This is a genomic window from Pseudomonas sp. R3-18-08 (genome assembly GCF_003852065.1).
Lineage (GTDB): Bacteria > Pseudomonadota > Gammaproteobacteria > Pseudomonadales > Pseudomonadaceae > Aquipseudomonas.
This window is the reverse complement of the sequence record NZ_CP027729.1, coordinates 4,702,473-4,715,024: the sequence shown is the minus strand read 5'-3', so window position 1 is coordinate 4,715,024 and position 12,552 is coordinate 4,702,473. Positions and strand designations below refer to the sequence as shown.

Sequence of the window (12,552 nt, the reverse complement as noted above, 5' to 3'; positions counted from 1 at the left end):
CATGCACGGCGAATCTCCAATCAAACGTCGCGTATCGCGCAAGATCTGGGTCGGCTCGGTGCCGGTGGGCGGCGATGCCCCCATCGCGGTGCAGAGCATGACCAACAGCGACACCAATGACGTGGCCGCCACCGTCGCCCAGATCAATCGTCTGGAAGCGGCCGGCGTGGACATCGTGCGGGTTTCCGTACCGGACATGGACGCTGCTGAAGCGTTCGGCCGTATCAAGCAATTGGTCAAGGTGCCACTGGTTGCCGACATTCACTTCGACTACAGGATCGCATTGCGCGTAGCCGAATTGGGCGTGGACTGCCTGCGCATCAACCCGGGCAACATCGGTCGTGAAGACCGTGTGCGCGCCGTGGTCGATGCGGCCCGTGATCGCGGCATCCCCATCCGCATCGGCGTTAACGCCGGGTCGCTGGAAAAAGACCTGCAAAAGAAATACGGCGAGCCGACCCCTGCGGCGCTGGTCGAGTCGGCCCTGCGCCACGTTGAACACCTCGAACGCCTGAATTTCCAGGACTTCAAGGTCAGCGTAAAGGCTTCCGACGTGTTCATGGCCGTAGAAGCCTACCGCCTGCTGGCCAAGGAAATCGTACAGCCACTGCACCTGGGCATCACTGAAGCGGGCGGTTTACGCTCAGGCACAGTGAAATCTGCGGTGGGTCTCGGTATGCTGCTCGCCGAAGGGATTGGCGATACTATCCGCATCTCCCTGGCGGCAGACCCCGTAGAGGAAGTGAAGGTCGGTTACGACATTCTCAAATCCCTGCGTTTGCGTTCTCGTGGCATCAACTTCATTGCCTGTCCGAGCTGCTCGCGGCAGAACTTCGACGTGGTGAAAACCATGAACGACCTGGAGTTGCGTCTCGAAGACCTGCTGGTGCCGCTGGATGTGGCGGTGATCGGTTGCGTGGTCAACGGACCGGGCGAAGCCAAAGAGGCACATGTGGGCTTGACCGGCGGTACGCCGAACCTGATTTATATCGACGGCAAACCGTCGCAGAAATTGACGAATGACAATCTGGTGGATGAGCTGGAAAAGCTGATCCGCCAGAAAGCGGCCGAAAAGGTCGCCGCTGATGCAGCGCTGATCGCTCGCGGCTGATTGAACGAATTTAAGGATTTGATGTGAGCAAGTCTCTGCAAGCCATTCGTGGCATGAACGACATCCTGCCGGAGCAGACGCCACTGTGGCGCTATTTCGAGAGCACGGTCGCGCGCCTGCTGGATAACTACGGTTACAAGCAGATTCGTATGCCGATCGTTGAATTCACCGAGCTGTTCAAGCGCTCCATCGGTGAAGTGACCGACATCGTCGAAAAAGAGATGTACACCTTTGAAGACCGTAACGGCGACTCCCTGACCCTGCGTCCGGAAGGCACCGCCGCGTGCGTTCGCGCTGTGCTGGAGCATGGCATCACCGGTGGCGGCCAGACCCAGAAACTGTGGTACATCGGCCCAATGTTCCGCCACGAGCGCCCGCAGAAAGGCCGTTATCGCCAGTTTCACCAGATCGGTTGCGAAGTCTTCAACCTGGACGGCCCGGACATTGACGCCGAACTGATCGTGCTGACCTGGCGCCTGTGGGGCCAGTTGGGCATCCGCGACGCGGTCAAGCTCGAACTCAACAGCCTGGGCACCAGTGAGTCCCGTGGCCGCTACCGGGTCGCCCTGGTGGAGTACCTGTCTGCCCACCTGGATAAACTGGACGAAGACAGCCAGCGCCGCCTGAAGACCAACCCGTTGCGCGTACTCGATACCAAGAACGCCGACACCCAGGCCGTGCTGCTCGATGCGCCGAAAATGGCCGATTACCTGGACGAAGAATCCCGCACGCACTTCGAGGGCCTCAAGGCTCGCCTGGATGCGGCGGGTATCCCGTATGTGATCAACCCGAAGCTGGTGCGCGGCCTCGATTACTACAGCAAGACCGTGTTCGAATGGGTCACCGACAAACTCGGCGCCCAAGGCACCGTGTGTGCCGGTGGTCGTTACGACGGCCTGGTCGAGCAAATGGGCGGCAAGCCGACCGCAGGCGTGGGTTTCGCCATGGGCATCGAGCGGCTGATCCTGCTGCTGGAGACCCTGGAGCAAGTGCCCGAAGAGATTTCCCGTCAGGTGGACGTGTATCTTTGTGCTTTTGGCGAGGCCGCCGAACTGGCAGCGTTGGCCCTGAGCGAAAAAGTGCGCGACCAGCTGCCGAACCTGCGTCTGCAGATCAATGCCGGTGCGGGTAGCTTCAAGAGCCAGTTCAAGAAGGCCGACAAGAGCGGCGCGTTGTATGCGCTGATCCTCGGCGATGACGAATTGGCCCAGCAAGTGATAGGTTTCAAACCCCTGCGTGGTCAGGGCGAACAACAGAACATTGCCTTTGATGCGCTCGCTGCGCACCTGGCCACCTGCGTCGTGCAGGGTTGAAGCTGTCGAACAGCCGAATTTAGCGATTAAGGAGTATTGGGGTGTCGAGTACTGATGATGAGCAACTGGCCGAGTTCAAGGACTGGTGGCAGCGTAACGGCAAGCCCCTGGTTACTGGCGGTCTGCTGGCTTTAGTGGTGGTGTTCGGCTGGCAGGCCTGGACCAAGTATCAGGCCAACCAGTCCCAGGGCGCCTCGATCGTTTATCAGCAGTTGCTGGAAACTACCCTGACGCCGGACGGCAAGCCCGACCCTGCCCAAGTGGCAGACCTGGCCGGCAAGCTGAAGAACGAATTTGGCGGTACTGCCTACGCGCAGTACGGCAGCCTGTTCGTCGCGAAAGTCGCGGTCGACACCGGCAAGCTCGATGATGCAGCCACTGAGCTCAAGGCGATCGCCGACAAACCGACCAACCCGACCCTGGGTGAAATCGCACGTCAGCGCCTGGCACAGGTGTTGGCGGCACAGAACAAGGCTGACGAAGCACTCAAACTGCTCGACGGCGATGCTGACAAGGCATTTGTAGCCACTCGCGAAGAGCTCAAGGGCGACCTGTTGGTCCAATTGGGTCGTACCGACGAAGCCAATGCTGCGTACCAAAAAGCCAAGGCGGCGCTGTCTGATGAAGCGGCGGTCGGTGGCTTACAAATCAAGCTGGACGACTTGGCCAAAGGGGATGCGTGACGTGATCCGTTGGAAACATGCAGCATTGCTGGCTCTGGCCGTTCTGGCCGCGGGTTGCAGCAGCAACAGTAAAAAAGAACTGCCGCCTGCGGAGCTGACCAGCTTCAAGGAAGAAGTGGTACTGCAAAAGCAGTGGAGCCGCTCCATCGGTGACGGTCAGGGTGAAACCTACAACATGCTGGTACCGGCAATCGACGGTGACAACATTGTAGCCGCTGACGTCACTGGGATCGTGACCTCCATGGACCGCATGACCGGTGACGTGAAGTGGAAGAAAGACCTTGAGTTGCCTGTTTCCGGCGCCGTAGGCGTGGGTTACGGCATGGTCATGCTCGGCACGCTCAAGGGTGAGGTCGTAGCCCTGGATTCCAGCACCGGTGAAGAGAAATGGCGCGCTCGCGTGACCAGTGAAGTCCTCGCACCGCCTGCCACCAACGGCGATGTCGTCGTAGTGCAAACCCAGGATGACCGCGTAATCGGTCTGGACGCGGCCACTGGCAACCAGCGCTGGTTGTACGACAGCACCCCGGCGGTGTTGACCTTGCGCGGTACCAGCGGTCCGATTGTGACCAACAATCTGGCCGTTGCGGGCCTGTCGACCGGTAAAGTGATTGCCCTGAATACCCAGAATGGCGTGCCGGCCTGGGAAACCCGCGTAGCTATCCCGCAAGGTCGCTCCGAGCTGGATCGCGTGGTGGACATCGACGGCGGCCTGTTGCTGTCCGGCGAGACCCTCTACGTCGCCACTTATCAGGGCCGTGTCGCGGCACTGGACCTGCAGAGCGGTCGGGTCAACTGGCAGCGTGATGCTTCCAGCTACGCCGGTGTCGCCCAAGGGTTTGGCAGCGTCTATGTGAGCCTGGCGTCCGGCACCGTTGAAAGTGTCGACGAGCGTTCCACCACTGCACTGTGGAGCAACGACTCCCTGGCGCGCCGTCAACTGTCGGCACCGGAAGTCTTTTCCAGCTACGTAGCGGTCGGTGACTTCGAAGGCTACCTGCACCTGCTGAGCCAGGTGGACGGTCGCTTTGTAGGTCGCGAGCGTATCGACAGCGACGGCCTGCGTGCGCGTCCGCTGGTGGTGGGTAACATGCTTTATGTGTATGGCAACAGCGGCAAGCTGGAAGCCCTGACCATCAAGTAAGAACTATGCTTGGGGGCTTAGCCCTCTGGCAGCTTCACCTGTAGGAGCGAGCGTCATGTGGCGAGGGAGCTTGCTCCCGCTGGAGTGCGAAGCGCTCCCAAACTGGTCAAACAGGTGCATCTGATGCATCTCGGTCGAATGGTTTTGGGGCTGCTACGCAGCCCAGCGGGAGCAAGCTCCCTCGCCACGACAAGCTCGCTCCTACAGTCGAGCACCAGCCGCTGCCCTGCAGCGGCTTTTGTATTTTCTGAAATAACGAAGTGGAGAGCCGCATGGTTCCCGTAATTGCCCTGGTGGGCCGACCTAACGTCGGCAAGTCCACCTTGTTCAACCGCCTGACCAGGACTCGCGACGCCATCGTCGGCGACTTGTCCGGTCTTACCCGTGATCGCCAATACGGTGAGGCAAAGTGGCAAGGGCGCTCCTACATTATTGTCGACACCGGTGGTATCTCCGGTGACGAACATGGCATGGATGAAAAAATGGCCGAGCAGTCGCTGCTGGCCATTGAAGAAGCCGATGTCGTGTTGTTCCTGGTGGACGCCCGTGCGGGCTACACCGCTGCCGACCAGATGATTGGCGAGCACCTGCGCAAGCGCAACAAGCGTTCCTATCTGGTCGCGAACAAGATCGATAACATCGATCCTGAGGCGGCCCGTGCCGAATTCAGCCCGATGGGCCTGGGCGATGCGATCCCGGTTGCCGGTGCCCACGGTCGCGGCATCACGCAGATGCTGGAAATTGCCCTCAGCACGTTTCCCAAGGATGACGATGAGGAAGAAGAGGGTGAGGAGGAGATCGTCGCCGAAGGCGAGGAAGCCAAGCGCATTCCTGGCCCGAGCGAAAAAGACGGTATCAAGATCGCCATCATCGGCCGCCCTAACGTCGGCAAGTCGACCCTGGTCAACCGTATGCTCGGTGAAGACCGGGTAATCGTCTATGACGAACCCGGCACCACCCGCGACAGCATCTACATCCCGTTCGAGCGCAACGACGAGAAGTACACGCTGATCGACACCGCCGGTGTGCGCAAGCGCGGCAAGATCCACGAAGAAGTTGAAAAATTCTCCGTGGTGAAAACCCTGCAGGCGATCAAAGACGCCAACGTGGTGATCTTCGTGATGGACGCCCGCGAAGGCGTGGTGGACCACGACCTGAACCTGCTGGGCTTCGCCCTGGAAGCCGGCCGTGCGCTGGTGATCGCGATCAACAAGTGGGACGGCATGACGCCGAGCGAGCGCGATTTCGTCAAGATCGAGCTGCAGCGTCGCCTGTTCTTCGTTGAGTTCGCCGATATCCACTTCATCTCGGCACTGCACGGCACTGGTGTGGGCAACCTCTACGCGTCCGTACAGAACTCGTTCAAGTCCGCGGTCACCCGCTGGCCGACCAACCGCCTCACCCAGATCCTGGAAGACGCGGTGGGCGAGCACGCGCCGCCGATGGTCAACAACCGCCGCATCAAACTGCGTTACGCCCACTTGGGTGGTGCCAACCCGCCGATTATCGTGATCCACGGTAACCAGATCGAGAAGGTGCCCAAGTCCTATGTGCGTTACCTGGAAAACACCTACCGCCGTGTCTTGAAACTGGTCGGTACGCCGATCCGTATCGAGTTCAAGGGTGGCGAGAACCCATACGAAGGCAACAAGAACAGCCTTACCGACCGCCAGGTCAACAAGAAGCGTCGGATGATGACGCATCACAAGAAAGCCGATAAAAAGCGCCGTGATAAGAAATAGCGGCAGCGCCAAGTTGTAAGCTACAAGCTGCAAGAAAGGGCTCCGTTCGAGCCCTTTTTTGTGCGCGACGGTTGACCAGCTTGTAGCTTGAAGCTTAAAACTTGCAGCTCACCCGAGGGGCGCTCCCATGATCATCAGCAAGCTGCCGAATGTCGGCACCACCATCTTCACCAGCATGTCGCAGTTGGCGGCCGACACCGGCGCAATCAACCTGTCCCAGGGTTTTCCCGACTTCAATGGCCCTCAAGACTTGCTCGACGCTGTAGGGCGGCACGTCGCCAACGGGCATAACCAATACGCACCGATGAGCGGTTTGCCCGCGCTGCGCCAGCAGGTGGTGGCTAAGATTGCCCGCAGCTACGGTGTCAGCGTCGATGCCGAGCGTGAAGTAACCATTACGCCGGGCGCGACCCAGGGCATTTTCTGCGCTATCCAGGCGGTTATTCGCAACGGTGACGAAGTGATCATCTTCGACCCTTGCTACGACAGCTACGCGCCCTCGGTAGAGCTGGCCGGCGGGCGCTGCGTGCATGTGCAGCTGGGCCTGCAGGATTTCAGCCTGGACTTCGAGCGCATCAAGGCCGCGCTGTCGCCGCGCACGCGCATGATTGTGCTCAATACCCCGCACAATCCCAGCGGCGCCCTTGTCAGCCGTGAGGAACTGGACCAACTGGCCGAGCTGATTCGCGGCCGCGATATCTATCTGCTCAGCGATGAAGTGTATGAACACCTGGTGTTCGACGACGTGCCCCACGTCAGCGTGCTCGCCCACGAGGAGCTGTACCCGCGTGCGTTCGTGGTCAGCTCGTTCGGCAAGACCTATCACGTCACGGGCTGGAAAACCGGCTATGTGGTTGCACCGCCGGCCCTCACTGCCGAGCTGCGCAAGGTGCATCAATACGTCAGTTTCTGTGGCGTGACGCCGTTGCAGTACGCGCTGGCCGACTTTATGGCCGAGCACCCGGAGCACGTGGCTGCGCTGCCGGCGTTCTACCAAGCCAAGCGCGACCTGTTCTGCCGGTTGCTGGCGCCGTCGCGGTTCAGCTTCAGCCCATCGGCGGGGACTTACTTTCAACTGGTGGATTATTCCCGGATTCGCCCGGACCTGGATGATGTCGCCATGTCCGAATGGATGACGCGCGAACACGGCGTGGCGTCGATTCCCATCTCTGTGTTCTACCGCAACCCACCCCAAGGCCAGCGCCTGGTGCGCCTGTGCTTTGCCAAACGCGAGGAAACGCTGCAACAGGCGGCGGAAAAACTATGCGTGATTTGAGCGCCTTGCCAGACCTGAACATTGCCCTGATCCAGACCACCCTGGCGTGGCACGACCGCCAGGCCAATCTTGAGCATTTCGAGCTGTTGCTGGAGCAGGCCAGCGGCGTCGACCTGATTGTATTGCCGGAAATGTTCACCACCGGTTTCTCCATGGAGTCGGCTTCCCTGGCCGAACCGGAAAACGGCCCGACGCACCGTTGGCTCCAGGCCCAGGCCGCGAAATACAACGCCGTGATCACGGGCAGTGTGATCATTCAGGCGGCGGATGGCAGCCACCGTAACCGCCTGCTCTGGGCGCGGCCTGACGGTGAGGTGCTGCATTACGACAAGCGCCACCTGTTCCGCATGGCCGGCGAGCACGACCACTACACCCCCGGCGAACGTCAGGTGCAGTTCGAATTGAACGGTTGGCGTATTCGGCCGTTGATTTGCTACGACCTGCGCTTCCCGGTGTGGAGTCGTGATGCCCAGGACACCGACTTGTTGCTTTACACCGCCAATTGGCCGGGGGCGCGGCGTCAGCATTGGAACCGACTGTTGCCGGCGCGGGCCATCGAAAACCTGTGCTATGTCGCCGCGGTGAACCGCGTGGGCACGGATGGGAAGGGCTTTGCCTACACCGGCGATAGCCAGGTGCTGGATTTCCAGGGTGAGACATTGCTGAGCGCGGGGGAAGCGGATGGAGTGTTTCAGGTGAAGCTGGATGCGGCTGAGTTGGCGGCGTATCGCACGCGCTTTCCGGCGAACCTGGATGCGGATACTTTCCAGTTTGTCTGATGGATTTTTGCTGTCGGGACTATCGCTATCGGGAGCAAGCCCCCTCCCACATTTGGAATTTGTTCACAGATCAAAATGTGGGAGGGGCTTGCTCCCGATGAGGCCAGACCGATCAGCACACCTCTCAAATAAAAAGGCCCCTGGATTCTCACCCAGGGGCCTTTTGCATTGCGCCGATAGCTTACGCCGCTTTCGCTTCCTGCTGGCTCAGCGAGCGGTTCAGCGCACTGAACAGCGCCTTGAAGCTCGCGGTGGTGATGTTTTCATCAATCCCCACGCCATGCACCGGACGCTCGCCATTTACGCGCAGTTCGATGTACGCCGCCGCTTTGGCGTTGGTACCCGCACCAATCGCGTGCTCGTTGTAGTCCATGATCTCCACACCAATCGGCAAGCCTGCCACCAGCGCTTCCAACGCGCCGTTGCCTTTGCCTTTCCAGTGCAGGTTGGTTTCGCCTTGGCCCTTGCCGGAGACTTCCACTTCCACGTAGCTGTTGCCGTTTTCTTCCTGCAGGCGATGGCTGACCAGCGCGTACGGGGTGTTGGCCTGCAAGTATTCGCGTTGCAGCAAGGCGTAGATCTGAGGTGCGGTCATTTCAAGGCCGACGCGGTCGGTTTCAGCCTGTACCACCTGGCTGAATTCAATCTGCATGCGGCGTGGCAGGCTGATGTCGTATTCCTGCTCCAGCAGGTAGGCGATGCCGCCTTTGCCCGACTGGCTGTTCACACGGATCACCGCCTCGTAGCTGCGGCCGATGTCTGCCGGATCGATCGGCAAATACGGCACCTCCCACAACGCATCGTCTTTCTGCTGAGCGAAGCCCTTGCGGATTGCGTCCTGGTGGGAGCCGGAGAACGCGGTGTGCACCAGGTCGCCAACATACGGGTGACGTGGGTGCACCTGGATCTGGTTGCACTCCTCGACGACTTTGCGCACGCCGTCGATATCGGAGAAATCCAGCTGCGGGTCGAGGCCCTGGGTGTACATGTTCAGCGCCACGGTAACCAGGTCGACGTTGCCGGTGCGCTCGCCGTTGCCGAACAGGCAGCCTTCGACACGATCGGCCCCGGCCATCAGGCCCAGCTCGGTGGCGGCGACGCCCGTGCCACGGTCGTTGTGGGTGTGCAGGCTGATGATCACGCTGTCACGGCGGTTGATATGGCGACCGAACCACTCGATCTGGTCGGCATAGATATTCGGCGTGGCGCATTCCACGGTGGCCGGCAGGTTGAGGATCATCTTGTGCTCGGGCGTCGGGTTCCATACCTCGATCACCGCGTCACAGACTTCCTTGGCGAACTCCAGCTCAGTGGCGCTGAAGGTCTCCGGCGAGTATTCGAAGGTCCACTGGGTTTGCGGCTGTTGCGCGGCGTATTTGACGAACAGCTTGGCGGCGTTGACCGCGATGGCCTTGACGCCTTCCTTGTCTTGATTGAACACAATGCGGCGGAACGACGGCGAAGTGGCGTTGTACAAGTGCACGATGGCTTTCTTGGCCCCGCGCAAGGATTCGAAGGTCCGTTCGATCAAGTCTTCACGGCCCTGGGTCAGCACCTGGATGGTGGTGTCCTCGGGGATGTGGTTGCCTTCGATCAGGGTGCGTACGAAATCGAAATCGGTTTGCGACGCGGCCGGGAAGGACGCTTCGATTTCCTTTACGCCGACGGCCACGAGGGTCTTCCAGAAGCGCAGCTTTTTCGCGGCGTCCATCGGTTCGATCAGCGACTGGTTGCCATCACGCAAGTCCGAGCTGCACCAGATCGGCGCAGTGGTGATGGTTTTGGACGGCCAGGTGCGGTCCGGGATATCGATGATCGGAAACGCACGGTATTTCGAAGACGGGTCTTTGAGCATGCTCATCGGGAAATCCTTTGTTGTAGGGGCCGAGAAAAGGCGGCCTGCCGTAGAACTGTTATTGGGGATAAAGCTTAAAGACGAGGCAGATCGATTCAGCCTGGCAGTCGTGCGCTGACCAGGCACAGGCTGCGGTGCTGACGAAGCTGAATGAGGGTGTGAGAGGTTTTCATAAGCCCAACCCTAACCGTCGGGGTGAAAGATGGCAAGCAGTCGCGAAAAATTGAGATAAGTTCTCCTATTCGCGTAGGAATAGAGATTTTATGGCTAAAAATCAGGCAGCGGCTGACTTTAATTGCGCAGCCTTTATTGGGCGCGCAATTGGCTCATTCAGGGCTGGAAAGCGCCGATGAAGATCGCCGGGTCGACTCGTGCGTCGTTAAGGCTGACGTTCCAATGCATATGCGGCCCGGTTGCTCGACCGGTCGAGCCGACCTTACCCACCACCGCGCCGCGCGTCAGTTGGTCGCCGACTTTCACATCGATCTTCGACATATGGCAGAACATGCTGATAAAGCCCTGCCCATGGTCGACGAACACGGTGTTGCCGTTGAAGAAGTAGTTGCCGGTCAGGATCACCTTGCCAGCCGCCGGGGTCTTGATCGGCGTACCTGCGCCAACGGCAAAATCCAGACCCGAATGCGGATTGCGCTCCTCTCCATTAAAGAAACGTCTTACCCCGAACTTGCTCGACAGCGGCCCGTTGACCGGTTTGTCCAGCAGCAGGTTGCTCGGTGTATTCGGGCTGAAACTGCGATAGGCCTTGAGCTGCACGGCCAGCTCGGCCTCGATGCGTTTGAGTTGCGCCGGTTCCGGGTTGACCTGGCTTTTGTTCTTCAAGGTGATGCGTTGCTCGGGGTATTTCTTGAATCCCACCACGAACGGCAGTTGCTGCCCGCCGTGGACAATGCGTTCGGTACCCGGCTTGACCGTCAGTGGGATCCCTACAATCGCCAGCCAGTTGTTTTGCTCCTTTACCACCAGCACCGGTCTGTTCAGGTAGGTGGCTTTGGGCGCCGTTGCCGCAGGCCCCAGGTCCACCACCGCTACGCCACCGGGCACCGGCTTGTTCAGCAGGCGCGTGATGTAGCTGTCGGCGTGGGCATTGAAGGTCAGGCAAACGAGCATCAACAAGCTGAGAAAGCGTGGCATCGATCAATCCAGTAACGAAAGGGTGACGGGCGTCAGGTGGTTGTCTTCCACCCGCACTTGCAGTTGGCCCTCACCGAGACGCGCGGTCAGGCGCTGGCCGGTGTGGGTTTGCGCGGCATTGCGGATCGCCTGGCCGCGCTCGTCGAGCAGGATGCTGTAGCCACGGCCGAGGGTCGCCAGCGGGCTGACCACCTGCAGTGTCTGCACCTGGCTTTGCAGCTGCAGGCGTCGCGCCTTGAGGCCCTCGCGCATGGCCCGGGGCAGGCGTTCGGCGAGGCTGTCCAGACGCTGGCGCAGCAGGGCCAGCTGGCGGCCTGGGTGCTGCCCGGCGAGGCGGGTTTCCAGGCGGATCAAGCGTTCGCGACGGGTATTGAGGCTGCGCTCGAAGGCGCGGCGCAGGCGCATGTCCAGGTCGTCCAGGCGCTGGGCCTGCTGGCGCAGACGTTCGCCCGGGTGACGCAGGCGGCGGGCCATGCCTTCCAGGCGCAGGCGGCTGTGGCTCAGGCGGTTGCGCATCAACATCACCAGGCGGCGATGCAGGTTTTCCACCTGGCGCACCAGGTGGCTGGCGTCCGGTGCCAGCAGTTCAGCGGCGGCGGACGGGGTAGGCGCGCGCACGTCTGCCACGAAGTCGCTGATCGACACATCGGTTTCATGCCCGACGGCACTCACGATGGGCGTGACGCAGGCGTCTATCGCACGGGCCACGGCTTCTTCGTTGAAGCACCAGAGGTCTTCCAGCGAGCCGCCGCCACGGGCCAGGATCAGCGCGTCGAAGCCGCGGGCGTCGGCGAGTTTCAGCGCACGCACAATCTGCGCGATTGCCTCGCGGCCTTGTACGGCGGTCGGAATCAATGTCAGTTCAATGTTCGGCGCGCGTCGGCGGAATACGCTGATGATGTCGCGAATCACCGCGCCGGTCGGCGAACTGATAATGCCGATGCGCCGAGGGTGCGCCGGCAATGGCACCTTGCGCTCGGCACTGAACAGGCCTTCTGCGCTGAGCTTTTCCTTCAGGGCATCGAAGGCCAGGCGCAGCGCGCCGTCGCCCGCCGGCTCCACGGTGTCGAGGATCAACTGGTAGTCGCCACGCCCCTCGAACAACGAGACCTTGCCACGCACCTTCACCGCCAGGCCATCCTTCAGCGCCTGGCGCACCCGCGCCGCGTTGTTTCGAAACAACGCGCAACGTACTTGGGCGCCGCTGTCCTTGAGGGTGAAATACACATGGCCGGAGGCCGGGCGGGCGAGGTTGGAGATCTCGCCTTCAACCCAGATATTGGTGAACACGTCTTCCAGCAACACCCGCGCGCGGCCGTTGAGCTGGCTGACAGTCAGGACTTCGCGGTCCAGGCCCAGTCGGGCAAAAGGATCTTTAATCATGGGCCGCAGTTTATAGGCATTCACGCAAGGTTTGGCAGAATTGCTCCACCAGCGCGCCCCTTCGTGCTGGCGCAATGCTCACGGATGACTAAAGTGTCGGCATTCTCTTTCAAG

10 protein-coding genes are annotated in these 12,552 nt (G+C 60.7%); 7 read left to right on the top strand and 3 right to left on the bottom strand.

Going from position 1 to position 12,552, the window contains the following annotated elements:
- Position 1: 1 nt before the first annotated feature.
- The 7 genes from ispG (at position 2) to C4J92_RS21545 (ending at position 8,048) form a co-directional block, all read left to right on the top strand.
- Positions 2-1,111: a flavodoxin-dependent (E)-4-hydroxy-3-methylbut-2-enyl-diphosphate synthase gene (gene ispG, locus C4J92_RS21575; protein ID WP_124368256.1), complete on the top strand. Its 1,110-nt coding sequence runs from the start codon at positions 2-4 to the stop codon at positions 1,109-1,111.
- A gap of 23 nt (positions 1,112-1,134) precedes the next feature.
- On the top strand, positions 1,135-2,424 hold the full coding sequence (gene hisS / locus C4J92_RS21570; protein ID WP_124368255.1) for a histidine--tRNA ligase: 1,290 nt from the start codon (positions 1,135-1,137) through the stop codon (positions 2,422-2,424).
- Positions 2,425-2,465: 41 nt separating this feature from the next.
- Positions 2,466-3,107, top strand: a complete 642-nt coding sequence (locus C4J92_RS21565) for a YfgM family protein (RefSeq protein ID WP_124364292.1) — start codon at positions 2,466-2,468, stop codon at positions 3,105-3,107.
- A complete protein-coding gene (gene bamB / locus C4J92_RS21560) occupies positions 3,100-4,251 on the top strand; it encodes an outer membrane protein assembly factor BamB (protein WP_124405199.1) in 1,152 nt (383 codons plus the stop codon). The genes C4J92_RS21565 and bamB overlap by 8 nt, the downstream gene beginning before the upstream one ends.
- Positions 4,252-4,523: 272 nt before the next feature.
- Positions 4,524-5,993, top strand: coding sequence for a ribosome biogenesis GTPase Der (gene der / locus C4J92_RS21555; RefSeq protein ID WP_124364290.1), 1,470 nt, complete (start codon positions 4,524-4,526; stop codon positions 5,991-5,993).
- 127 nt (positions 5,994-6,120) lie between these two features.
- Positions 6,121-7,269: a pyridoxal phosphate-dependent aminotransferase gene (locus tag C4J92_RS21550; RefSeq protein ID WP_124405198.1), complete on the top strand. Its 1,149-nt coding sequence runs from the start codon at positions 6,121-6,123 to the stop codon at positions 7,267-7,269.
- Positions 7,257-8,048 carry an amidohydrolase gene (locus tag C4J92_RS21545; RefSeq protein WP_124405197.1) on the top strand — a complete coding sequence of 264 codons (792 nt, stop codon included), beginning with the start codon at positions 7,257-7,259 and terminating at the stop codon, positions 8,046-8,048. The genes C4J92_RS21550 and C4J92_RS21545 overlap by 13 nt, the downstream gene beginning before the upstream one ends.
- A 181-nt stretch (positions 8,049-8,229) precedes the next feature.
- Here the strand turns inward: C4J92_RS21545 and leuA are convergent, their stop codons facing one another.
- The 3 genes from leuA to xseA all read right to left on the bottom strand — a co-directional run bounded on the left by leuA (position 8,230) and on the right by xseA (position 12,438).
- Entirely contained in the window at positions 8,230-9,909 is a 1,680-nt protein-coding gene (gene leuA / locus C4J92_RS21540; protein ID WP_124405196.1) for a 2-isopropylmalate synthase, read from the bottom strand.
- 324 nt (positions 9,910-10,233) lie between these two features.
- Positions 10,234-11,055 (bottom strand): peptidoglycan DD-metalloendopeptidase family protein, encoded by an 822-nt coding sequence (locus C4J92_RS21530; protein WP_124405195.1) that lies wholly within the window; start codon positions 11,053-11,055, stop codon positions 10,234-10,236.
- 3 nt (positions 11,056-11,058) lie between these two features.
- Entirely contained in the window at positions 11,059-12,438 is a 1,380-nt protein-coding gene (xseA, locus tag C4J92_RS21525) for an exodeoxyribonuclease VII large subunit (RefSeq protein WP_124364284.1), read from the bottom strand.
- Between the last annotated feature and the right edge of the window lie 114 nt (positions 12,439-12,552).

Coding starts and splice junctions, on each gene's coding strand:
- der (WP_124364290.1), top strand. CDS start 4,524: ATGGTTCCCGTAATTGCCCTGGTGGGCCGACCTAACGTCGGCAAGTCC.
- bamB (WP_124405199.1), top strand. CDS start 3,100: ATGCGTGACGTGATCCGTTGGAAACATGCAGCATTGCTGGCTCTGGCC.
- ispG (WP_124368256.1), top strand. CDS start 2: ATGCACGGCGAATCTCCAATCAAACGTCGCGTATCGCGCAAGATCTGG.
- xseA (WP_124364284.1), bottom strand. CDS start 12,438: ATGATTAAAGATCCTTTTGCCCGACTGGGCCTGGACCGCGAAGTCCTG.
- leuA (WP_124405196.1), bottom strand. CDS start 9,909: ATGAGCATGCTCAAAGACCCGTCTTCGAAATACCGTGCGTTTCCGATC.
- C4J92_RS21545 (WP_124405197.1), top strand. CDS start 7,257: ATGCGTGATTTGAGCGCCTTGCCAGACCTGAACATTGCCCTGATCCAG.
- C4J92_RS21550 (WP_124405198.1), top strand. CDS start 6,121: ATGATCATCAGCAAGCTGCCGAATGTCGGCACCACCATCTTCACCAGC.
- C4J92_RS21530 (WP_124405195.1), bottom strand. CDS start 11,055: ATGCCACGCTTTCTCAGCTTGTTGATGCTCGTTTGCCTGACCTTCAAT.